The organism is Paenibacillus sp., from assembly GCF_031177825.1.
Lineage (GTDB): Bacteria > Bacillota > Bacilli > Paenibacillales > YIM-B00363 > Paenibacillus_AE.
In genome coordinates this window covers 87,499-109,160 of record NZ_JAPSKE010000017.1, presented here as the reverse complement: position 1 = coordinate 109,160, position 21,662 = coordinate 87,499, and the positions used below count along the sequence as shown (strand labels likewise).

General features: G+C 61.5%; 19 protein-coding genes. 16 read left to right on the top strand and 3 right to left on the bottom strand.

The window, feature by feature from the left end; all coding sequences use genetic code 11:
* Positions 1–64: 64 nt before the first annotated feature.
* The 3 genes from RIN49_RS18915 (at position 65) to RIN49_RS18905 (ending at position 2,604) form a co-directional block, all read left to right on the top strand.
* Positions 65–1,309: an NAD(P)/FAD-dependent oxidoreductase gene (locus RIN49_RS18915; protein WP_309121714.1), complete on the top strand. Its 1,245-nt coding sequence runs from the start codon at positions 65–67 to the stop codon at positions 1,307–1,309.
* A 158-nt stretch (positions 1,310–1,467) separates the two neighbouring features.
* Positions 1,468–1,692: a cold-shock protein gene (locus tag RIN49_RS18910; RefSeq protein ID WP_138197940.1), complete on the top strand. Its 225-nt coding sequence runs from the start codon at positions 1,468–1,470 to the stop codon at positions 1,690–1,692.
* Positions 1,693–1,905: 213 nt separating this feature from the next.
* Positions 1,906–2,604, top strand: coding sequence for a queuosine precursor transporter (locus RIN49_RS18905; protein ID WP_309121713.1), 699 nt, complete (start codon positions 1,906–1,908; stop codon positions 2,602–2,604).
* Between the two features lie 13 nt (positions 2,605–2,617).
* Here the strand turns inward: RIN49_RS18905 and RIN49_RS18900 are convergent, their stop codons facing one another.
* Positions 2,618–3,517, bottom strand: coding sequence for a helix-turn-helix domain-containing protein (locus RIN49_RS18900; RefSeq protein ID WP_309121712.1), 900 nt, complete (start codon positions 3,515–3,517; stop codon positions 2,618–2,620).
* A 125-nt stretch (positions 3,518–3,642) separates the two neighbouring features.
* On the opposite strand from RIN49_RS18900, the gene RIN49_RS18895 reads away from it, so the two are divergent.
* The 9 genes from RIN49_RS18895 to RIN49_RS18855 all read left to right on the top strand — a co-directional run bounded on the left by RIN49_RS18895 (position 3,643) and on the right by RIN49_RS18855 (position 16,286).
* A complete protein-coding gene (locus tag RIN49_RS18895; protein ID WP_309121711.1) occupies positions 3,643–6,519 on the top strand; it encodes a family 78 glycoside hydrolase catalytic domain in 2,877 nt (958 codons plus the stop codon).
* Positions 6,520–6,728: 209 nt separating this feature from the next.
* Positions 6,729–7,637, top strand: a complete 909-nt coding sequence (gene hprK, locus RIN49_RS18890; RefSeq protein ID WP_309121730.1) for an HPr(Ser) kinase/phosphatase — start codon at positions 6,729–6,731, stop codon at positions 7,635–7,637.
* Between the two features lie 200 nt (positions 7,638–7,837).
* Positions 7,838–8,038: a cold-shock protein gene (locus RIN49_RS18885; protein ID WP_138197935.1), complete on the top strand. Its 201-nt coding sequence runs from the start codon at positions 7,838–7,840 to the stop codon at positions 8,036–8,038.
* A gap of 134 nt (positions 8,039–8,172) precedes the next feature.
* Entirely contained in the window at positions 8,173–9,486 is a 1,314-nt protein-coding gene (locus RIN49_RS18880; RefSeq protein ID WP_309121710.1) for an ATP-binding protein, read from the top strand.
* Between the two features lie 155 nt (positions 9,487–9,641).
* The gene (locus RIN49_RS18875) at positions 9,642–11,048 is read left to right on the top strand and encodes an extracellular solute-binding protein (protein ID WP_309121709.1); all 1,407 of its coding nucleotides are present in this window, start codon (positions 9,642–9,644) and stop codon (positions 11,046–11,048) included.
* 82 nt (positions 11,049–11,130) lie between these two features.
* Complete coding sequence (locus tag RIN49_RS18870; RefSeq protein WP_309121708.1) at positions 11,131–12,012, top strand: carbohydrate ABC transporter permease; 882 nt, start codon at positions 11,131–11,133, stop codon at positions 12,010–12,012.
* Positions 12,012–12,839: a carbohydrate ABC transporter permease gene (locus RIN49_RS18865; RefSeq protein ID WP_309121707.1), complete on the top strand. Its 828-nt coding sequence runs from the start codon at positions 12,012–12,014 to the stop codon at positions 12,837–12,839. The genes RIN49_RS18870 and RIN49_RS18865 overlap by 1 nt, the downstream gene beginning before the upstream one ends.
* A 34-nt stretch (positions 12,840–12,873) precedes the next feature.
* Positions 12,874–14,700 (top strand): cache domain-containing sensor histidine kinase, encoded by a 1,827-nt coding sequence (locus RIN49_RS18860; protein ID WP_309121706.1) that lies wholly within the window; start codon positions 12,874–12,876, stop codon positions 14,698–14,700.
* Positions 14,697–16,286, top strand: coding sequence for a response regulator transcription factor (locus tag RIN49_RS18855; protein ID WP_309121705.1), 1,590 nt, complete (start codon positions 14,697–14,699; stop codon positions 16,284–16,286). The genes RIN49_RS18860 and RIN49_RS18855 overlap by 4 nt, the downstream gene beginning before the upstream one ends.
* Before the next feature lie 460 nt (positions 16,287–16,746).
* Here the strand turns inward: RIN49_RS18855 and RIN49_RS18850 are convergent, their stop codons facing one another.
* Positions 16,747–17,079 (bottom strand): zinc ribbon domain-containing protein, encoded by a 333-nt coding sequence (locus tag RIN49_RS18850; RefSeq protein WP_309121704.1) that lies wholly within the window; start codon positions 17,077–17,079, stop codon positions 16,747–16,749.
* Between the two features lie 128 nt (positions 17,080–17,207).
* On the opposite strand from RIN49_RS18850, the gene RIN49_RS18845 reads away from it, so the two are divergent.
* Together RIN49_RS18845 and RIN49_RS18840 are read left to right on the top strand one after the other, a co-directional pair.
* The gene (locus RIN49_RS18845) at positions 17,208–18,830 is read left to right on the top strand and encodes a DEAD/DEAH box helicase (protein ID WP_309121703.1); all 1,623 of its coding nucleotides are present in this window, start codon (positions 17,208–17,210) and stop codon (positions 18,828–18,830) included.
* 80 nt (positions 18,831–18,910) lie between these two features.
* On the top strand, positions 18,911–20,140 hold the full coding sequence (locus tag RIN49_RS18840) for a cation:proton antiporter (protein ID WP_309121702.1): 1,230 nt from the start codon (positions 18,911–18,913) through the stop codon (positions 20,138–20,140).
* Positions 20,141–20,188: 48 nt separating this feature from the next.
* On the opposite strand, the gene RIN49_RS18835 is transcribed toward RIN49_RS18840, so the two are convergent.
* A complete protein-coding gene (locus tag RIN49_RS18835) occupies positions 20,189–20,365 on the bottom strand; it encodes a hypothetical protein (protein WP_309121701.1) in 177 nt (58 codons plus the stop codon).
* Positions 20,366–20,719: 354 nt separating this feature from the next.
* Between RIN49_RS18835 and RIN49_RS18830 the strand changes: the two genes are divergently transcribed.
* Together RIN49_RS18830 and RIN49_RS18825 are read left to right on the top strand one after the other, a co-directional pair.
* Entirely contained in the window at positions 20,720–21,256 is a 537-nt protein-coding gene (locus RIN49_RS18830) for a YfiT family bacillithiol transferase (protein WP_309121700.1), read from the top strand.
* 84 nt (positions 21,257–21,340) lie between these two features.
* On the top strand, positions 21,341–21,658 hold the full coding sequence (locus RIN49_RS18825; protein WP_309121699.1) for a Dabb family protein: 318 nt from the start codon (positions 21,341–21,343) through the stop codon (positions 21,656–21,658).
* Positions 21,659–21,662: the final 4 nt, after the last annotated feature.

The following is a 21,662-nucleotide window of genomic DNA, read 5'->3' as shown; positions in this document are numbered from 1 at the left end:
CAACCGCCTCTCCTACAATGAATGGAGTTCCTATTCCATTCGCGAGGAGAGGCGGTTTTTTACGATGAAAACCCAATACGACGTAATCGTCGTCGGCGCCCGCGTCGCCGGATCGGCGCTGGCGTACGAGCTCTCGAAAGCCGGCTTCGAGGTGCTGCTGCTCGACCGAAGCACGTTCCCGAGCGACATCTTGTCCACGCATAACTTCTTTAATAACTCGATCGGCCTGCTCCGGGAGATGGGCGTGCTCGACAAGCTGCTCGCCACCGGCACGCCGGTTTATCGGCGGGCGAAGCTGCAGATCGGCGGCGCGGTCGTCGACGGCGACTTCCCGGAGGCGAACGGCGAGACGTTCTGCATGTCTATCCGGCGGATGTACCTGGATCACATCTTATTCGAGCACGCCGCCGCCCAACCGGGCGTCCATACGATGCAAGGCTTCCGCGTGACGGAGCTGCTGAAGGACGGCGACGCCGTCCGCGGGGTCGTCGGCGTGCGCCGCGACGGCGGCGTCGAGCGGTTCGAGGCGCGGTTCGTCGTCGGCGCCGACGGCCGCCGTTCGGCCGTTCGCGACCTCGCGGGCAGCCGCTGCGACATTCGCGTGCCGACGGATTACGCTTCGTATGTCGGGTACTTCTCCGGTTTTACGCAATCGGGCGAGCGGCACGTAGAGATGTATAAGACGGACGATACGATGGTCATCGCCTTCCCGACGAGCGATTCGCTGTACGTCGTCGGCGTCATGTTCCCGTTGGCGCGCAAGGCTTGGATCGATCGGATGCGGGAGGCGCCGGAGGAGAGCTTCCGCGCCGCCGTCGACGTCGGGCTTCCCGCGACCGACTTCCCGTCGCGGCTGCGCGAAGCGGCGTTGGCGGAGCCGATCAAAGGGCTGCTCGGCTACGACAACGACTGGTATGCGGGGATGGGCGACGGGTGGGCGCTCGTCGGCGACGCCCTGATGTTCAAGGATCCGGCCGTCGGGCAAGGGCTGCACGACGCGTTGTACGGCGCGCGGGCGCTCGCCGCGACGCTGTCGAGCGTCGAGAAAGCCGAATGGGGCCCGCGCTGGGGCGAGATGGCGGCGCGCTACGAGGGGGCGATGAAATCGAAGCTGTCCGGGTTGTTCTATTTGGGATGCAAGTTTTCCCAGGCGTCGCCCGTCGCGCCGGAGGAAGAAGCGGTCCACGGTTTAATCGGCTCCGACCCGGAAGCGACGCGGACGTTCTTGGGAATATACAACTATACTTCCGGTCCCGAGGACGTCGAACGAGAGGTCGGGCGGCTGATGGCGACCCGGTCGATTTCTTGATTTTGGGGGCCGAATATGGTAATCTAATTCCATAACAGACTACCCAATAAACGTGATTCACATATCGCGATACGTCCTTCAATGCAATTCCGAACGGCGTTCCGGTATGTGATTTTTGTTTCTACGGAGACGAATCGCGTTCTTACAAGGAGGAGCCTATGTATTCGCGCAAACCGCAAGCCGTTGAGATCCCGGAGGAAATGACGGACGTCTGGACGTGCTCGAACGAGGGCTGCAATTGTTGGATGAGAGACAACTTCGCGTTCGACGCCGAGCCGGAATGCCCGTCGTGCCGCGTTCCTATGGCGCGCGGGACGAAGATGCTGCCCCAACTGTCGAATTACACGCTCGATAACAAATACGCGAAGAAAAGCGTCACGTGAATGTCGTTGCATGAAGCGACGCCCCGAGGGGCGTCTTTTTTTCTGCCAATCGCCGTCTGCGGGTTCGGAGCAACTCCGACGATACGGCTTCGAGCGGCGCGCTTTTCTTCTGGCGGGTTCGGCGATCCTCCGTTATAATGAACGATGCGTCGCGGAAGCGGCGCCGCGGTTCGAGACCATCCCGCGTAACCAAAACTAGGGAGGGACTTAGGCATGTTTAATTTGTTATGGGGCGCGGCGTTCGCCGTCGTCAACTTCGCGTTGTTCCTAGCCTGCTACCGGCTGTTCGGGCGAGGCGGACTGTACGCATGGGTCGGCGTCGCCACGGTGCTCGCCAACATTCAGGTCGTCAAGACGATCGAGCTGGCGGGACTTGTGATGACGCTCGGCAACACGATTTACGCGACGATCTTCCTCGCGACCGACCTGCTGAACGAGAAGCATGGAGAGAAGGCCGCCAAGAAGGCGGTATACGTGGGCTTCTTCGCCTTGATCGCGTCGACGGTCATGATGCAGATGGCGCTCGTCTTCGAGCCGACGGACACCGATGTCGCGCAGGACTCGCTCGAGACGATCTTCGGCTTGCTCCCGCGGCTCGCGCTCGGCAGCTTGACGGCCTACTTCGTCAGCCAATGGGTCGACGTCAAGATCTTTACATTGTTGAAAAAGGCGTTCCCGAAGCCCGGTCAGCTTTGGATTCGGAATAACGGAAGCACGGCGCTCAGTCAGCTGCTGGATACGTTCATTTTTTGCTCGATCGCCTTCCTCGGCGCGCCGGGGTTTCCGTTCGACGTGTGGGTGCAGGTCGCGTTGACGACGTACCTGATCAAGCTGGTCGTCTCGGTCGCTTCGACGCCGATTATCTATTGGGCGCGCGGCATGCGAACGGCGGACGATGAATACGCATCATAATCATACGATACGGTCACTTGCGATGCAGACGGCGGTACTCTCTAGGAGAGTGCCCCGTCTTTTTTTTAAACAACCTTTGGAAAAATTTCGCGTCCTGATACCCGACCCGTCCGGCGATGTCCTGCACCGGCCAGCGGGTGTCGGCCAGCCATTCGCAGGCGCGTTCGATGCGGCGGAGCTGCACGTAGTCGGTGAACGACCGCCCGGTCGCGCCTCGGAACAGCCGGTGGAAGTGGCGGACGCTGACGTTCAGCCGCTCCGCCAAGGCGACGGCCGTCAGCGGCTCCGCGAACGACGCGTCCGCGACGCGAATCGCCTCCAGGATCGGCTCGTCGTCCCGTTCCCGCAGAAGCGCCGGCCGCGTCGCATCCGGCTCGGAGTGCCGTTCGAGCTGCACCGCGAGCTCCGCGAAGAGCGCGTACAGCCGCGCGACGTGCCCGACGCGGCGCTGGACGAACTCGAGATGCATCGCGCGCAGCAGCTCGCCGAATACGCCGCTCCGGTCGCGGAGGTAGCGGGGGGCGTCTTCCGAATCGTCGATAGGCGGGGTCAGCTGCAGCAGGCGCGAAGCGCGAGCGAGCGTGCCGAAGCCGGGCATCGACGCGAGCTCGGCGGCGACTTGCTCCTGTTTGTAAATACAGTTGTATACGACGAGCGGCTGTTCGGGCCGAAGGCTCTTCGGGCGGAACACGTGCGAGACGCCGATCGGGAGCAGGAACAGGTCGCCCTTCGACACGGGCATTCGCTCTTCGTTCACGTAATGAAAGCCGGCCCCCTCGTCGATGTACGCGATCTCCATGAAATCGTGCGCGTGAAACTCCAGCTCGAACGATTCCGCGACGCGGTTCATGTAGAAGGGCAAAGCCGTCTTGAAAAAGAGCGTTCCCGGCGTAATCGTCACGGGCTTCGACATGGCGCATTCCTCCTGATTCAATGTCATTATAGACCCCCATTCATGGCGCGGACAACCCATAATCGTTCGGATGGAACCGCTTAAAATAGGATTCATACGAAGTAATGACTCAAGGAGGAGCGTACATGAGCGAGCAAGCGTGGAAGGCGGCGTGGATTTGGGGCGGCGGCGAGGAGAGTCCGCGGAACGAGTGGAGGTGCTTTCGCGCGTCGTTCGAAACGCCGGAGGAACTGGCCGCCGCGGCGGAGCTGCGCATCAGCGCGGATTCCCGGTACGTCGCGTACGTGAATGGCGAACGGGTCGGACGCGGTCCCGTCCGGTCTTGGCCGGAGGAGCAGTTCTACGACACCCATCGGATCGGCCATCTGCTGAAGCCCGGCGCGCGGAATACGATCGCGGTGTTGGTGCTTCACTTCGGCGTGACGAACTTTTATTACTTGCGGGGAAGAGGCGGACTGCTCGCCGAGGTGACGGCGAACGGAACGACGCTCGCGGCGACGGACGCCTCGTGGCGAACGGAGAAGCTTGCCGCGCAGCAGCCGACGTCCCCGCGGATGTCTTGCCAGCAAGGTTTCGCCGAGGTGTACGACGCGAGGATTTGGGACGCCGCATGGGCGGAGCCGGGCTTCGACGACGCCTCGTGGGGCGCCGCGCGCATCGTCGCTCCGGTCGGCTCTGGACCTTGGAAGTCGCTCGTCCCGCGAGACATCCCGTTCCTGACGGAAGAGAAGCTGTACCCGTCCCGGATCGAGTCGCTGCAGCGCGTGAAGGCGCCGGCGTGGACCGCGGCGATCGATTTGCGGAACGCGATGATGCCGAGCACGGCGGACCACGCCAACCCCGTCACGTTCGTCGGGTATCTCGCGACGACGCTCGTCCTGCAGCAGGCGGGCCGCGTGACGCTCGGCTTCCCGAGCGGGGCGCGCAAGGGGCGCGTCTGGATCGACGGGCGGCCCGTCGAGGGCTGGTCCGGCGAGCAGCCGGAGCGGTACGCCGACGTCGAATTGGACGCCGGAGAACACTTCGCGCTCCTCGACGTAACGTCGTCGGATCACGGGAACACGTTCCACATCGCGGCGAACGCGGACATCTCCTTCTCCTTCCGGTGCCCCGTGGAAGGAGGCGACACGCCGTTCGCGCTCGTCGGTCCGTTCGACGAGGCGGTGCATATCGACACCGAGCCGCAGCGCGCCGTCGATCTCGACGAGCCGGGCTACGTCCGGGCCGCCGGCGCGGCGTCGATGCGCGAGCTGGAGCCCGTCCGTGACCGGATTCGGCCGCTGCCTTCCGCGTACTACACCGAGCAAGACGTCTTCGGCTCGAACGTCTGGCGGCCGGTCGCGGAAGCGTACGCGATTCCGCAAGGGCTCGAGCGAGCCCTCCTTCCGACGCCGGAGCCGGCCGAGCTGCCGCGCTTCGCGGACGGAGACGTCGAGCTGCTCGTCGATTTCGGCAAGCAGCGCTCCGGCTTCCACGGCTTCGAGATCGAAGCGCCGGAGGGCGCCGTCATCGACTTCTACGGCATGGAGTACTTGAAGGCCGACTATCGGCAGCACACGTACGGACTCGACAATACGTTCCGGTATATCAGCCGCGGGGGACGGCAGCGGTACGAATCGCCGGTGCGCCGGGGCTGCCGGTATGCGGCGGTTACGGTGCGCGGCGCGGCCGGACCGGTGCGGCTGCATGAAGTATACGTCGTGCAGAGCGCGTACCCCGTCGTCGACGCCGGCGCGTTCCAGTGCTCCGATCCGCTGCTGAACGACATCTGGGACATCAGCCGCCATACGACGCGGCTATGCATGGAGGACACGTTCGTCGATTGCCCGGCGTACGAGCAGGTGTTTTGGGTCGGCGACAGCCGCAACGAAGCGCTCGTCAACTACTACGTCTTCGGCGCGCTCGACATCGTGAAGCGATGCCTGCGCCTCGTACCGGGCTCGAAGGACGCGTCCCCGCTGTACCTCGATCAAGTGCCGAGCGGTTGGAAGAGCGTCATCCCGAACTGGACGTTCTTCTGGGCGATCGCTTGCATGGAGTACGTCGAGCATTCGGGCGACCGGGCGTTCGCGGCGGAGATGTGGCCGCACGTTCGCTTCACGCTGGAGCATTACTTGAAGCAGATCAACGCCGAGGGCTTGCTGGAGATGCGGGGTTGGAATCTGCTCGACTGGGCGCCGATCGATCAGCCGAGAGAAGGCGTCGTGACGCATCAGAACTTGTTCCTCGTCCAGACGCTGCGCAAGGCGGCGTCGCTCGCCGCCGCGGCCGGACGTCCGGCCGGCGAAGCCGATCCGTTCGTGCGGGCGTCGGCATCGCTCGCGTCCGCCGTCAACGAGAAGCTCTGGGACGAGGAGCGAGGGGCGTATCTCGACTGCATCCATGCGGACGGCCGCCGCTCGAGCGTCTACAGCATGCAGACGCAAGTCGTCGCTCTGCTTTGCGGCGTCGCCGAGGGCGAGCGGAAGGAGCGGCTCGAGCAGTATTTAGTCGAGCCGCCGGTCAAGTTCGTGCAGATCGGCAGTCCGTTCATGTCGTTCTTCTATTATGAGGCGCTGGAGGCGACGGGGCGCGAAGCGCTCATGCTCGACGACATCCGCCGCAACTTCGGCCAGATGATCGACAACGGCGCGACCACCTGCTGGGAGATGTACCCGAATTTCGCGGAAAATCGCGCGAATCCGGACCAGCTGACGCGAAGCCACTGTCATGCGTGGTCCGCGGGCCCCGCTTACTTCCTAGGCCGGAGCGTGCTTGGGGTAAGGCGGGAAGAGCTAGGCTGGAAGAAGGTTCGCATCGAACCGACTCCATGCGGCTTGACGTGGGCGCGGGGCGCGGTGCCGCTGCCGAACGGGGGCGCCGTCGAGGTGCAGTGGCGGATCGACGGGAACGAGATGACGCTGCGCGTCTCGGCGCCGGAGGGAATCGAGCTCGACGTGCGGCTGCCGGAAGGCGTGACGGGAAGCGTGACGACGGTGACGACGAAGCCGCTTCCGGAATAAACCCGGATGCGAATCCTACCCTTGCCGCGACGCGGCAAGGGTGGATGCGTTGGAGGCGAAGAACGCGCGCAGGCGTTTCGATAGACGGCGTTCGGCGGCTGGAGGGCGGCGGCAATGTCGGATTTTTTGTGAACAGTGTTGACGAAACGGGGGGGTTGCGCTTACCTTGGGAGTATCATGAAATCGTTGCCAAGAAGGAGGGGGCGGAGCTGAAGTCGATTACGGTCAAAGAACTGGTGGATCGATTCTCTCTGGAGGTGCTGGCCGGCGGCGAGCAGCTGCACCGCACGATCACCAAAACCCGGGTTCACCGGCCCGGCTTGGAATTCGTCGGGTACTTCGATTATTTCCCGCAAGCCGAGGTGCAGCTGCTCGGGCGGCGCGAAATTACATACCTGCACCGATTGTCCGAAGACGAGCGGAATCATCATATCGGCAATATCGTCAAGTATCATCCGCCTTGCTTCATCGTCAGCCGAAACCAAGAGGGACTGAAATATTTAATCAAATATTGCGAGGAAGAGAACATTCCGCTTCTCCGGACGCCGCTCGCGACGACGAAGTTTTTGGATTTGGTCAACGGCTACTTGTCGAAGACGCTCGCCGAGGAGATCGCCATTCACGGCGTCTGCGTGAACGTCTCGGGCATCGGGGTGCTGCTGCGCGGCAAGTCCGGCGTTGGCAAGAGCGAAACCGCGCATACGCTCATTCGTCGCGGCCACCGGCTCGTCGCGGACGATCTGGTCGTGCTCAAGCGCATCAACCCGGAGACGCTGCTCGGCACGCATAACGGAAAGACGAAGGAATTCCTCGCGCTGCGCAGCATCGGCCTGATCAACGTCTCGCGGCTGTACGGCCGCAGCGCCTTCCAGGACGAAACCCGCATCGTGCTTGACATCGAGCTGAAGAAGTGGGAGCAGGACGCGCTGAACAACGAGCTGGAGCTGGAGCCGAAGTTCACGGAATATCTGGACGTGAAGATCCCGCATATCGAAATTCAGCTGCAGCCGGGACGCGACGTGGCGGGACTCGTAGAGGCGGCGGCCAACAGCTGGTACTTGCGCCAGCAAGGATACAGCGCCGCGGAGGAGTTCATGAAGCGGCTCGAGAACGGGTAAAGTGGGCCAAGAAGCCGCTTACAAAACATGGTTGCAATTCGTTCGCCGTTATGATACATTGAAAATGTCAAACATGAGACCTTAATACACATTCTGTAAGGGGATCATTTTTGCTGCACTCGTCCCTTTTCGGAATGTGTTTTTTTCTTTCTGATAAGGAATGGAGTATTAAGGGTAAACCAATTTTGGAGGTACGTTACATGCAAACAGGTACAGTTAAGTGGTTCAACGCAGAGAAGGGCTACGGTTTCATCGAAGTTGAAGGCGGAAACGACGTATTCGTTCACTTCAGCGCAATCGTCGGCGACGGCTACAAGTCTTTGGACGAAGGCCAACGCGTTGAGTTCAACGTCGTTCAAGGCAACCGCGGTCCGCAAGCTGAGAACGTTGTAAAATTGTAATTATCGAAGACCGCTCCTAACGAACGTTGGGGGCGGTTTTTTTTGTGCCCGGAATGCCATATGCAACTTGTCTGCCCTATTGTAAAATAAGAAAAACCCCCTTTCCGAGGGTTAGGCTTGGAGGCGAAGACTACATGACAGGAATACGAAGCATTTCGCTGACAAGTAAACTGACCGTCCCTGCGGGAGCGCATATTTTGTATTTCCACAGCGATCAGGAAAGTTACGTGAATAATGCGACATCGTTCATACGCAAAGGGATCGAGTTGGAGCAGGTCGTACTCTTCATCGAGACGGCCGAGAATTATGAACGAATCCGTTCGCGGCTTGCTCGGGAATGGAACGAACGGCTGCTGAACGCGTACGTGCATCATATCGATCGGGACGAATTTTATCGAACGTACGAGGACTTCGAGTATGATCGCGTGCTCGACAATCTGGGCGATATCGTAAACCCTCATTTCTTGCAAAACCAAGATGTTCGGTTATGGGGACATGTCGACTGGAAGGACGGCCGCGATATCGTGAGGAAGCTGCACGAATACGAATGCAAGGCCGACTTGGCGCTCGACGAGCTCGGGTATTTGACGGTGTGCGCGTACGACGCGATGAAGGTACCCGCCGCCATTCAGAACGAGCTGCTGAAATCCCACGAGTATTTGATGACCGACGAATCGCTCGTTCATTCGAGCTTGTACCGCCACAAGCGCAATGCCGGACTGATCTTCCCGACGTTGTCCATGCAGGCCGAGTTGGAGACCGAGATGGATCTGTATCGGCAGAAGCTCGACTTCGCCCACGTCGTGTCGCATGAGGTCCGCAATCCGCTGACGGTGATCAAGGCGTACGCGAGGCTGGTGGGGGATCGCGCGGCGGAGGCTCGCGACCGCGAGCGGCTGCAGGCGATCGTCGACTACGTCGATCTCATCGACAACGAAATTTCGCATATCATCAATACGGAAGAGATGTTGTCCACGGAGACGTTATGGCATCGGCGGCTCATCTCGCCCGCGGCGCTCATTCGGGAGACGATCGGCATGATGGAGATCAAGGCGCGCACGCAAAACATCGGCTTCGCCTCCGTCGTGGAGCTGACGGGGAACGAGACGATGCTGGCGAACGCGATCGGCTTCAAGCTGATCGTCTCCAACTTGGCGAGCAACGCGATCAAGTACAGCGACGAGGGCGGGAAGGTCGAATGCCGGGTTGGCCGCGACAAGGATCGCTTGGTGGTCTGCGTTCGCGACGAGGGCGTCGGGATGACGGAGGAGCAGGTGTCGAGACTGTTTCGCAAATACGAGAAGATGAACGACGAGCGCGGCGGACAAGGCATCGGCTTGTTCATGGTCAAGAAGCTCGCGGATCACTTCGAAGCGGAGATCGAGGTCGTCAGCGAACCGGGCGTCGGAACGTCCGTCACCGTGTCGTTCCCGCTGCGGAGCTATTAATTAAGAAGGCGAGCCGCCGATGGCTCGTCTTTTTTCGTTGTAGACGATTTTATCCCCCTATGATACAAATGTGAACCTGCCGGGCCCATGAGGACGGATTCTATAATGAAGGTGCAGCGCGAAGTTGCGATATGTTATGGGGAGGTCAGGAACGAATGACGAAGCAGCTGAAATCAGTAGGCGTTCTTGTGCTCGGCATTGCGATGGTGCTTGCGGGATGCGCGGGAGGGAACGGAACGACGCCGGCCGGGGAGACGCCGGCGGCGCCGGAACCGGCCCCGGAGCAATCGGCGGCGGAGACGCCGGCCGAAGAGCCGAAGGAAGAGACGGTCGAACCGTTCGCGGTGTCGCTCCGGCACATTCAGATCGGCGAAGCGCAGAAGTTCCGCAAGGCGATTCTCGACGACGTCGTCGCCGCGACCGAAGCGGAAATTCCGGGGCTGACGTTCGAGCTCGACGGCGTCGAGGACCAGGTCAATCGGTTCACGAAGCTGCCCGCGGAGATGGCGGCGGGCAATCCGCCGAAAATCTTCGACTTGTTCGGCGGGACGGGCGATGCGTTGAAGTACGCTGCAGCGGGACGGCTCCTCGATCTGACGCCGATTCTCGCGGAGCTCGGCATCGGGGATAAGTTCTTGAACCTGAGCCAATTTACGCTGGACGGCAAGGTGTACGGCCTGCCGATCGGCGGTAACACGGAAGGCTTCTACTATAACCAAGCGATGTTCGAGCAATACGGCATCGCGCCGCCGAAGACGTGGGAGGAGCTCGAGGCGGCCGCGGAGACGCTGAAGTCGAACGGCGTCACGCCGTTCGCGATGGGCTCGAAGGGCGCCTGGGTGCCGCTCATGATGGTCAACACGATGATCGGTCGATACGCGGGTCCGGAATCCATCAACGGCTTCCTGTCCGGTTCGGCGAAGTGGAACTCGCCGGAGGTCGTGGCGGCGTTCGCGAAATACAAGGAATGGGTGGATAAGGGATATTTCACGAAAGGCGAGCTCGGTCTCGAGTACGCGGACATGTTGAACCAGTTCGTCACGGGCAAGGCGGGCATGATGTTCGACGGCAGCTGGCGCTCTTCCGTATTCAAGGATCCGGAGCAAGCGTTCGATCTGACCGGCAAGGTCGGGTACTTCAATATGCCGGCCGTGCCGAACGGCGTCGGCGACCAAAGCTTCGTGAACGGCAACTACGGCAACGGCTACGGCTTCTCGGCGGATCTTACCGAGAACGAGCTGAAAGCGGTGAAGGCGTTCATCAAAAACCTATACAACGACGAAATGCAGCTGCGCGGCTTGCTCGAGGACGGCGTATTGCCTTCGATGAAGCTGTCCGACGATGCGCTGGCCAAGGTCGAGGACCCGATCGTGAAAGAAGTCATGAATCTCATGAAGACGGCCGGCGGCGCGTTCTCGCACTTCGACTCCGTCGTGCAATCCGACGTCTATAAAGAATCCGAAGCGCAGATCCAGAAGCTGATCGCGGGTCAAGCGTCGCCGGAGGACGTCGGCGAAGCGATGCAGAAGGTGCAGGATACGGCGAACGCCAGCCAGCAATAAATAACGAGGAACGGTAACGGAGGCGCCGCCCGAACGGAAGAGACGGGCGGCGCCTTCGCATCGAGAGAGGGGAATCGCGCCAATGAAGGACACGATGCGGCATCCGGGCGTTTATTCGCTGTTCGTCGTTCCGACGTTGTTTTTGTACGTGTTGTTTTTCGTCTATCCGATGATCACGTCGCTCGTCTACGGCTTCACGGATTGGAACGGGCTGAACGACCCGAGGTATATCGGCTTCGGCAATTTCGAGGAGGCGTTCGGCGACGACGACTTCATCAATGCGATCTATAACAATATCGTCTTCATCTTGTTCGCGGCGTTCGTGCAGGTGCCGTTGATCGTCTTTTTCGCGATATTGATCAGCGGGGTCAAGAGGTTCCAAGGCTTCTACAAGACGACGGTATTCGTGCCTTCGATCTTGTCGACCTCGGTCATCGGCATTTTGTGGGGCTTTATCTACCAACCCGAGGTCGGTCCGCTCAATCGGGCGCTCGGCTGGTTCGGCATCGAACCGATCTACTGGCTGGCCGATATGAAGTGGGCGATGTTCGCCGTGCTCGCGACGAACGCTTGGCAGTGGATGGGCTTCTTCATCGTGCTAGTGCTCGCGGCCATCCTCGCCATTCCGAAGGAGCTGAACGAAGCGGCCGACATCGACGGCGCCTCCGGATGGCATAAGGCGATTCACATTACGGTGCCGCTCATTCACCCGATCATCTCGGTCGTGATCATGCTGTCGATCGCCGGCGCCATGAAGGTCGTCGATATCGTGCTCGTCATGACGAACGGGGGGCCGGTCGGCTCGACGGAGGTCATGGCGTCCTACATGGTGACGAAGGCGATCAATTACGGGGAGTACGGGTACGGCACGGCGCTGTCGATCGTCATCTTCGTCTTCGCGCTGCTGCTCACCGCGATGTATCAGCTGCTGATCGTCAGACGACAGGGAAGGGTGGAATTGTAATGGCGATCGTATGGAAGCGTGCCCTTCCGCATGTCGTGTTGATGGGTTACGTGGTCGCGGTGTTGTTCCCGTTCGTCTTCGTCGTGTTCTCGTCGTTCAAGGACAATCTGCAGATCGCGGAGCATCCGTTCGGGCTGCCGACCCGCTGGATGTTCGAGAATTATGTCGAAGCGTGGGTGAAAGCGAAGATCAACGTGTACTTCTTCAACAGCTTATATTTATCGTTCGCCTCCTCCCTCTCGGGGGTGCTGCTGGCGGCGGCGACGGCGTTCGCGCTCGCAAGGATGAAGCTGGCGCGGACGAGTCGGTGGATATACCAATTCGTCTTGATCGGCATGCTCATTCCGGGCAATGTGCTGTTCATCGCGCAGTACATTCTCGTGAAAGATTTAGGTATCCTGAACACGCATTGGTCGCTATACTTGCCTTATACGGCCGGCGCGCTGCCGATCAGCGTGCTGCTGATCGCGGCGTTCATGCGGTCGATCCCGAGCGAGCTGGAGGAAGCGGCGATCGTGGACGGCCTCGGGACGATCCGGTTGTTTGCGCTGATCATTCTGCCGGTGACGGTGCCGGCGCTCGTGACGGTGTTCATCGTCAACTTCCTCGGCGTCTGGAACGAGTACCTGCTGGCGAACTTCTTCATCAGCAAAGATGCGCTGCGCACGCTGCCGACCGGCATGGTCGGGTTTCGAGACGCGTACCAGACCGATTACGCTTTGATCTGCACAGGCATCGTGTATAGCGTACTGCCGGTGCTGGCGTTATACGGATTCCTGCAGGAGAAAATTATCGAAGGCATCACGGCGGGCAGCGTGAAGGGCTGAAGCCGCCGGGAGAGAGGAGCGGGAGGGAGAACGTATGTCGCTGCGGGTGAAGCTGTTTACGGCGTTCTTCGCTTTCATTATCGTCCCGCTCGTCCTGCTCGGCATTCTGGCGTATTATTTCGTCGCCGATACGATCGAGAAGAAATATTCGCAGCAGGCGGAGATTACGCTTCGGGCGCTCGGCCAGAACATCGACTTCGTCTTCCGCGAGATGGATAAAGCGACGGACAGCACGATCGCGAGCACCGCGGTGCAGGACGTCTTGAGCAGCCCCGTCTATTCGTCCGAGGACGTGGACGCGATCAAGTACTTGGAGCTGAACGAGACGCAGCGGAACTTCCGGGAGCTGCTCGTGAACCATCCGTCCGTCAGCTACGCCTTCATGTACAACCTCGATAACGGCAGGATCGTGAGAATCTACTCCAAGGAGAGCTTCTCCGCGCTGCCGTTCGAGGAGTTTCGGCAGCAGCCGATCTACGAAGCGGTCGTCGAACGGGGCGGCTTGCCGAAGTGGGTCGGTCCTTACGAGCATCCGCAGCTAACTGGCTACGAGCCCGTGTTCACCCAAATCCGCGTCGTCAAGGATATCGGTACGCTGCGGAACGAGGGCATGCTGCTCGTTCAAATTAAAAATTCCGCCATCGAAGGCGTGTTCCGATATTTCAGCTTTAACGAAGACGTATATGATACCCGGTATTACCTGGTCAACGCCGACGGTCTCGTGTTGTACGACAGCTCGGGCGCGCGGAACGGGAGCACGCTGGCGGCGTTCGCCGACGGTCGACAAGGCGGCGGAAGCGCGTATCGAAGCGACCGTCTGGACTTCGAGGACGTCGATAGCGTCGTCTCCTCCATCCGGCTGAAGGACGAGGATTGGCGGCTGCTCTCGGTGACGCCCTGGAAATCGCTGTCGAGCGAAATTACGATGTACCTGCGCTGGATCGCGTGCATCATGGCGGTGTCGCTCGTGTCGGCGCTGCTGTTCCTCGCCGTCTTCATCAATCGCATCGCGAAGACGATCGTGCGGATCGTCCGGTTCATGCGCTTCGTGGAGCGCGGCGATCTGGCGCTGCGCGTCGACGAAGACGGAGACGATGAGCTGGCGTTGTTGTCCCGCGGGCTCAACAGCTTGATCGCCCGCGTGAACGAGCTGCTCGGGCGCGTCAAGCGAGAGCAGGAACGCAAGACGAAGGCCGAGATGAGGGTGCTGCAGGCGCAAATCAAACCGCATTTTTTGTTTAATACGCTCGAATCGATCAATGCGCTCGCGGTCCAGAACGAAGGCCGCAAGGTGAGCCAGATGGTGCTGCGGCTCGCGAATATGCTGCGCATCAGCTTCCAAGACAGCGAAGAAATTCCGATTCGGCGGGAGATCGAGCATCTGAAAAGTTATTTGGACATTCAGCGATACCGGTTCGCCGATCGGTTCGAATACGACATCGAAGCGCCGGAAGAGCTAATGGAGTACTTCATCCAGAAGCTGACGCTTCAGCCGCTCGTCGAGAACTGCATCCAGCATGCGTTCGACGGGTTGGACCGCGAGGGTCGGATCCGTGTGGCGATCGCCGCGGAGAACGACCGGATCGCGATTACGGTCGAGGACGACGGCGTCGGCATGACGAACGAGACGTTGGCGCGGTTCGCTTACATGGCGGCGGAAGAAGCGGAGGCGGCCGCCGCATCGACCGAAGATCGTGTCCTCAATCCGGAGCGGCGCGGCCTCGGCCTGCGCAGCGTCGCCGACCGGATCCGCATCCAATACGGGCGCAGGTACGGGTTGTTCATCTGCTCCGGCGTCGGGCAAGGCGCCGTCATCAAGTGTTATATTCCCAAATACGGGCCGGGCGAGGGGAGAGCATGAGACTCAAGGTCATGCTGGTGGACGACGAGCTGCCGATTTTGCAAAATTTGCGGATGGTACTGCCGTGGGACGAGATGCGGCTCGACATCGTCGCGACGGCGCGGAACGGGGCGGAAGCGCTCGAAGCGTTGAAGACGCACCGGCCCGACATCGCGCTCTGCGACATTCGCATGCCCGTCCTGGACGGAATGGCGTTCCTCGCGGAGGCGCGCGCGCTCCCCGAGGGGGCGGCCTGCGACGTGTTGATGCTGACCGGTTATCAGGAGTTCGAATACGCGCGCGCGGCGCTGAAGCACGGCGTGAAGGACTATATTCTGAAGCCGATCGATTACGAGCTGCTCGAGCGAACCGTCCGGAACGTCGCGAACGGCATTCGGGCCGAACGGGCCGAACACTCGAAGCGGGAAAAGCAATGGGACCGCGTGGCGCAGCTCGCGTACGAGAAAGTATTATACGACGTCTTGATGGGTTTCCCGCCGGAAGGCGCGCTTCGCGTCCTGGCGGACGAGGACGGGTGGGCGGAGCATACGGCGTATGTCGTCATGCTCGTCGACGTCGACCACTACTCCCGATTGTCGGTACAATGGGACGAGAAAGAACGGAAGCTGTGGAACTTCGCGGTCGGGAACGTGCTGCAGGAGGCGCTGCAGCCGTTCGCGATCAAATACGTCTCGCTGCATGCCCGCGAAGGCGAGTGGTGCGTGCTCGTCGAGCGCGGTCCCGACGCCTACGACGCGGCGGAGGCGATCCGCTGGATGGAGGCGGCGCAGTCGGCCGTCATGGCGAACGTCAAGCTGAGCGTCAGCGTCGGCGTCTTTCCCCGCCCGGTGGAAGTGGCGGAGGTCGCCGAGACGTATAAGCAGCTGCAGCGAAGCTTCCTGCAGCATGCGGGCACGAGCCGGCTGCTCGCCGTCTCGGAGACGCTGGCTGAGCGGCCCGAGACGGAAGGCGCTTGGTGGACGATGCTCGATTGTCTCGTCTCCGGCGTGCGCCAGCAGGACCGCGCCCGGATCGATCAGGCGCTCGGCCGTCTGCAGCGGGCGGCGTTGCCGGAATCGGTGCTGCATTACGTCGTCATTCATCTGCTGCGGGAGATGCGGGAGATGGACGTCATGTCGCAGACCGAGGAAGAGGCCGTCTGGAAGAAGCTGCAGCATACGGTGAGCTTGAAGGACGTTATGGAGTCGATCGTGCAGCTGGTCGATCACGCGATGGAGCGGGCGCTCAACAAGAAGTCGAGCGAGCTGCTCATGATGTCGGCGAAGGACTATATCGACCGGCGGTTGGCGTCCGATCTCGGCGTCGAGGAGGTCGCGGACCATCTCGGCATCAGCTGCAGCTACTTCAGCTTGCTGTTTAAAAACCATTTCGGCGAGACGTTCGTCGAATACGTTACCAAGCAGCGCATGGAGCTCGCCAAGTCGCTGCTGCTCATGACCGACAAGAGCGTCGCGAAGATCGGGGCGTTAAGCGGCTATGCCGAGCGGCGGTATTTCACGAAAGTGTTCCAGCGGCACACGGGCATGACGCCTTCCGAATTCCGCGAGTCGAAGTCCGGCCATGGGTGGCGGAACAACTTGTTTTGACGGCCGACGACCTCCACTAACATTAGGGATTCAATACATTGGGGCGCAACTCCGCAACAATTAGGTCATGCCAAGCCGCACAACACGAGTTTCGTCTCGGTAGGAGCCATGAATTGGGGTGCATCTCCGCAACAATTAGGTCTTGCCACCCCGAAAATTGAGGAACCCCTCCCCAATCGGCCGCGCAACACGAGTTTCGTCTCGGTAGGAGCAATGAATTGGGGCGCATCTCCGCAACAATTAGGTCTCGCCACCCCGAAAATAGAGGAACCCCTCCCCAATTGGCCGCACAACACGAGTGTTTTCGGCAGGTCGGGAGCGGGTTGCCCCATATAAGGGCGAACCTAGCGTCGGAGGACGCTTCATCCATGCGAATCCCGGCGTTATTGGGCGCTGCGGGTGAGCCAAGGAAAATCGAGGGGAAGGGAGCGCGGAGAGAGAGCAAGTCTTCTCCGGACGATCAGTCCTGCTCGAGGATGAGCGTCAGTCCGCAGGACGGGCATTCGCGGGTGTCCGGGCGCACCGGCGTTTCGCAGGCGGGGCATGCTTCGAGCGGAACGTCTTCCCAGACTTCGCTAGACGTCGGCGTCGGCGCGGCGGAAGCGGTAGGCTCGAGCATATAACGGTACCGTTCGATCGGCCGCCCGTCGTACTCGAGCACCTTCAGCTCCTCCGCCGGCAGCCAGTGCATCGCCCCGTCGGCGTCGCAAACCGCGGCGAGTCCCGGGGTCGAGGCGCCGACCAAGAGAAACTTCCGGCTCGTCGGCAAGTGAACGACAAGGATCGTCGTCATGGAAGCTTCCACCTCCTTTTCCCTATATTTTACTACGATTGCGTCCTTCGGTGGGAAATGTTTCATACGTATCGGTTTTCGGGTACACTGTTATGTATACTCTTAATCGAAGGAATCGAGGAATTTACGTGACGAATCGTTTTGAAGCGTTAGGCGTACGCAGCCTTATAGCGGAAGTATTGCAAAAGCAAGGCATCGTAACGCCGACCCCGGTACAGGAGCAGGCGATCCCCGCGCTGCTGTCGGGACACGACGCGATCGTGCAGGCGCAGACGGGAACGGGCAAGACGCTCGCTTTCGTGCTTCCGATCTTGGAAGTGATCGATCCGCGCCGGGCGTCGGTTCAAGCGCTGATCTTGACCCCGACGCGGGAGCTGGCGATCCAAATTACGGCGGAAGCGAAGAAGCTGGCGTCCGCGATGGGCGCGGGCGTATTGGCCGTCTACGGCGGTCAAGACGTCGCCGCGCAGGTGCACAAGCTCGGAGGCGACAGCCATATCGTCGTGGCGACGCCGGGCCGGCTGCTCGATCATCTGCGCCGGGAGACGCTGCATCTCGGGCACATCTCGATGTTGGTGCTCGACGAAGCGGATCAGATGCTGACGATGGGCTTCCTGAACGAGGTGGAAGACATTATTCGGCAGTGCGCCACGAAGCGGCAGATGATGCTGTTTTCGGCGACGATGCCGGGGCCGGTAAAGCAGCTGGCGGCGAATTACATGAAGAAGCCGGTCGATATCCGGATCAAGACGGCGCACGTGACGCTCGACGATATCCGGCAAATCGCGGTCGAGACGACGGACCGGGCGCGGCAAGCGACGTTGTTCCGGCTGATCGAGACGTACCGCCCGTACCTCGCGGTCGTCTTCTGCCGCACGAAGATTCGCGCGAAGAAGCTGAACGAAGCGCTCGTCGCGCACGGCTTCGAGTCCGACGAGCTGCATGGGGACCTGACGCAGGCGAAGCGGGAAGCGGTCATGAAACGATTCCGCGAAGCGAAGCTGCAGGTGCTCGTGGCGACGGACGTCGCCGCGCGGGGGCTGGACGTGGAGGGCGTGACGCACGTCTTCAACTATGACGTTCCGATCGACACGGAGACGTACATCCACCGCATCGGCCGCACGGGCCGGGCGGGGCAGTCCGGCGTCGCGGTCACGCTGCTCGCGGCGAAGGACCGGGGCTCGGTCGCTCGCATCGAGCAGTCGATCGGGCAGCGGCTGGAGCGACGCCGCATGGAGGAGTTCGGCGTCGGGGCGGAGGCGCTGCCGGGCTTCGATGTCGAGCCGGAGGACGATGAGGATGAGCGCCCGGATCGAGCCGAGAAGACGTACGGCTATACGGGCAGCCGCCCGGCGCGGACGGCGGGACGGCCGGCCGGCCGGACCGCAGGAGGGCGGCCGGGGGCGAGACCTGGCGCGGGCCGTCCCGGCGATCGGCGCGGCAAGACGATCGTGAAGGCGGGGCCGGGCACGCGGGCGAAGGCGCCGGCGTCGCTCCGCGAAGGCGCGGCCGCCGGCGAAGCGGCGGGAGCGGCCGGGGCGAGACGGCCGGGGGCCGGAGCCGCGGGCGGCAAGAAGCCGTTCAAGCGGGCCGAAGGCGGACCCGGCGGCGCGGGCGGCAAGAAGCCGTTCGGCAAGCCGAAGGGCAACCCGTTCGGTAAGCCGGATCGTCGCAGCGATTGGGGCCGCGGCGGCAAAGGACCCGGCGGAGGTCCAGCAGGCAAGAAGCGGGCGGCCGGGCGCGGCAGATAAGCGGGAGCGCGAGACGAGAAAACGCCGAGAGGCGTTTTCTTTTCTCTGCAATGACTTAACGGTCGGGGTGTTGAATATCGATGCATGAATTCAATGAGGCATTCATTCAAATCTTGATATTGCTGGCGGTGTCCGTCGCCGTCGTCGCCGCGGCGAAGAAGCTGAATCTGGCGTATTCGATCGCGCTCGTCGTCGTCGGCCTCGCGCTGGGCGTCGCCCAGGTGCCCTTCCTCGAGGATGCGGAAGCGTTCATCACGCAGTCCAATGTGTTTCAGGCGATCATTATTTCTCTATTTCTGCCGATTCTGCTCGGCGACGCGACGTTGAAGCTTCCGTTCAAACACTTGATGGATCAGCGGGGGCCCGTGCTCGCGCTCGCCTTCGGAGGAACGCTCTTGTCGTTCGCCTTGATCGGAGCGGGGGCATATTACGTTTTAGGCTTGCCGCTCGTCGTTGCGTTTACGTTCGCCGCGCTCATGAGCGCGACCGATCCGATCAGCGTCATCTCGATATTTAAATCCGTCGGGGTGCCGAAGCGCATCGTAACGATCATCGAGGGCGAGTCGTTGTTCAACGACGGCATCGCGGTCGTCTTGTTTCAGATCGCCTCGGTATATCTCCTATCTTATCTCGAGATGGGATGGGCGGGGCTCGGCAGCGGGCTGCTGTTGTTTCTAAAGTTCAGTTTGGGCGGGATCGCGATCGGCGCCGCGCTGGGGTACGTCTTTTCTCAATTGGTTCGCTTATACGACGATTACCCGCTCGAGATCGCGTTCTCCATCCTGCTGTTTTTCGGTTGCTTCTTTATCGCCGAACACTTCCATGTGTCCGGCGTCGTGGCGGTCGTCGTCGGGGGATTGATCTTCGGCAACTACGGCGCCCGCATCGGCATGTCCGAGACGACGAAGACGAACATCAATTCGTTCTGGGACGTGGTGACGTTGATCGCGAACTCGTTCATCTTCCTGATGGTCGGGCTGGAAATACGTCATATCGACTTCGGGGAGCGGTGGGGGACGATCGCCTTGGCGATCTTGCTCGTGCTCGCGGCGCGAACGGCCGCGCTCTATGCGAGCACGGCGTTCGTTCGGGGGCTGCCGGGCTCTTGGAAGGTACTGCTCAATTGGGGCGGACTCAAGGGAAGTCTCTCCATCGCGCTTGCGCTCAGCCTGCCGCCGACGTTCGAAGGGCGGGCGGACGTGCTGCTGTTTACGTTCAGCGTCGTTGTGTTCTCGCTCATCGTTCAAGGTTTGACGATCGTGCCGCTGATCCGCAAGCTGCGCATCGGCGAACCTTCGCCGGAGGCCTAAGAAAAGCCCGCGATTCCGAATCCGGAAATCGCGGCCTTCTTTCGTGCGTTAGCCGAATGCGATGCGGCTCGTCGTCCAGCGCTCGATCGCGTACTCGTCGGGCGTGACGACGAGGGCCGCGCCGCCGCGGGCGGCGAACGACGCGACATGCGCGAGCAGGCGGTCCGTCGCCGCATAGTCGAGTCCGGCGGTCGGCTCGTCCAGCACGACGAGGGCTGGCTCCATGAAGCTCGCTCGTCCGCGCGTCCCGCAGCGCCGCCTCGAGCCCGACCGCCGCGAGGGCCGCGTCGATGCGCGCGTCGAGCTCGTGCGCAGGCACGCACCGGTTTTCCGGACCGAAGGCGATCTCGTCCTCGACGATGTCCATCGCGAGCCCGGTCTCCGGGTCCTGCGTCACCGAACCGATGCGGCCGGCCGGTGTAATATGAATGCCAGATCCATAATGCCGCGGTCGCCGCCAAGCTGCCCGGCGACAAGGCGAGTCCGGAGCGAGGCAGTCGGGCGTGCGGCGGTATTCGATTCGAGCGAAGCCCGAGGCGCATGATATACTGGATTTATTTCACAAAGGGGCTGGGACGCATGCAAGAGCAAACGGAGCATTGGCGTTACCCGATCGGGACATACGAACGAAGAACGGTCGTCTCGACGGCCGAACGCGAGGCGTGGATCGGGGACATCGCCGCCCTGCCGGAGCGGCTGCGCGAGGCGGTGCGGGGACTGACGCCGGAGCGGCTCGATACGCCGTATCGCCCCGGCGGATGGACGGTACGGCAGGTCGTCCATCACGTCGCGGACAGCCACATGAACAGCTTCGTGCGGCTGAAGCTCGCGCTGACCGAGGACGCGCCGACGATCAAGCCGTATCGCGAAGACTTGTGGGCGGAGCTGGACGATGCCCGCGCGATGGACGTCGAACCGTCGTTGCAGCTGTTGACGGCGCTTCACGCCCGATGGACGACGCTGCTGCGGGGGTTCGGCGAAGACGCTTGGGCGCGGACATTCCGGCATCCCGAATCCGGCGCGACCGATCTGGCGAACCATGCAGGCTTGTACGCTTGGCACGGCAATCATCACGTCGCGCACATTACGAATTTGCGGCGCGCTCGGAATTGGTGAATGGGAGGTCATGCGGGGCGCGGGCGACCGCCTTTGACACCGAACTCCAACTTATGGAAAAATAATAGGCGGGAGGTGGACCGCATGAAGCCGGGCCGCATTCGCCATATGGCGATATTTACGTTGAAGCATGCCGAGGACGCCCCGGAAACGAAGCGATTCCTTGAGGACGGACGCGTCATCCTGAGCGCGATCCCGTCGGTGGAGAATTTCGAAGTGCTGCGTCAGGTCAGTCCGAAAACGTCGTTCCGCTTCGGCTTCTCGATGGAGTTCGCCGACCAAGCGGGGTACGATGCATACAATGCGCATCCCGCGCATACGGATTTCGTGGAGCGTCGATGGAAGGTCGAGGTCGAGTCGTTCCAGGAGATCGACTTCGTCGAGGCCGGAGCGGCCGAGTAACGAA

What these genes read in the sequence shown, in the direction of transcription:
- RIN49_RS18915 (WP_309121714.1), top strand. Translation starts at nt 65, where the DNA reads ATGAAAACCCAATACGACGTAATCGTCGTCGGCGCCCGCGTCGCCGGA.
- RIN49_RS18910 (WP_138197940.1), top strand. Translation starts at nt 1,468, where the DNA reads ATGTATTCGCGCAAACCGCAAGCCGTTGAGATCCCGGAGGAAATGACG.
- RIN49_RS18905 (WP_309121713.1), top strand. Translation starts at nt 1,906, where the DNA reads ATGTTTAATTTGTTATGGGGCGCGGCGTTCGCCGTCGTCAACTTCGCG.
- RIN49_RS18900 (WP_309121712.1), bottom strand. Translation starts at nt 3,517, where the DNA reads ATGTCGAAGCCCGTGACGATTACGCCGGGAACGCTCTTTTTCAAGACG.
- RIN49_RS18895 (WP_309121711.1), top strand. Translation starts at nt 3,643, where the DNA reads ATGAGCGAGCAAGCGTGGAAGGCGGCGTGGATTTGGGGCGGCGGCGAG.
- RIN49_RS18885 (WP_138197935.1), top strand. Translation starts at nt 7,838, where the DNA reads ATGCAAACAGGTACAGTTAAGTGGTTCAACGCAGAGAAGGGCTACGGT.
- RIN49_RS18880 (WP_309121710.1), top strand. Translation starts at nt 8,173, where the DNA reads ATGACAGGAATACGAAGCATTTCGCTGACAAGTAAACTGACCGTCCCT.
- RIN49_RS18875 (WP_309121709.1), top strand. Translation starts at nt 9,642, where the DNA reads ATGACGAAGCAGCTGAAATCAGTAGGCGTTCTTGTGCTCGGCATTGCG.
- RIN49_RS18870 (WP_309121708.1), top strand. Translation starts at nt 11,131, where the DNA reads ATGAAGGACACGATGCGGCATCCGGGCGTTTATTCGCTGTTCGTCGTT.
- RIN49_RS18865 (WP_309121707.1), top strand. Translation starts at nt 12,012, where the DNA reads ATGGCGATCGTATGGAAGCGTGCCCTTCCGCATGTCGTGTTGATGGGT.
- RIN49_RS18860 (WP_309121706.1), top strand. Translation starts at nt 12,874, where the DNA reads ATGTCGCTGCGGGTGAAGCTGTTTACGGCGTTCTTCGCTTTCATTATC.
- RIN49_RS18855 (WP_309121705.1), top strand. Translation starts at nt 14,697, where the DNA reads ATGAGACTCAAGGTCATGCTGGTGGACGACGAGCTGCCGATTTTGCAA.
- RIN49_RS18850 (WP_309121704.1), bottom strand. Translation starts at nt 17,079, where the DNA reads ATGACGACGATCCTTGTCGTTCACTTGCCGACGAGCCGGAAGTTTCTC.
- RIN49_RS18840 (WP_309121702.1), top strand. Translation starts at nt 18,911, where the DNA reads ATGCATGAATTCAATGAGGCATTCATTCAAATCTTGATATTGCTGGCG.
- RIN49_RS18835 (WP_309121701.1), bottom strand. Translation starts at nt 20,365, where the DNA reads ATGGAGCCAGCCCTCGTCGTGCTGGACGAGCCGACCGCCGGACTCGAC.
- RIN49_RS18830 (WP_309121700.1), top strand. Translation starts at nt 20,720, where the DNA reads ATGCAAGAGCAAACGGAGCATTGGCGTTACCCGATCGGGACATACGAA.
- RIN49_RS18825 (WP_309121699.1), top strand. Translation starts at nt 21,341, where the DNA reads ATGAAGCCGGGCCGCATTCGCCATATGGCGATATTTACGTTGAAGCAT.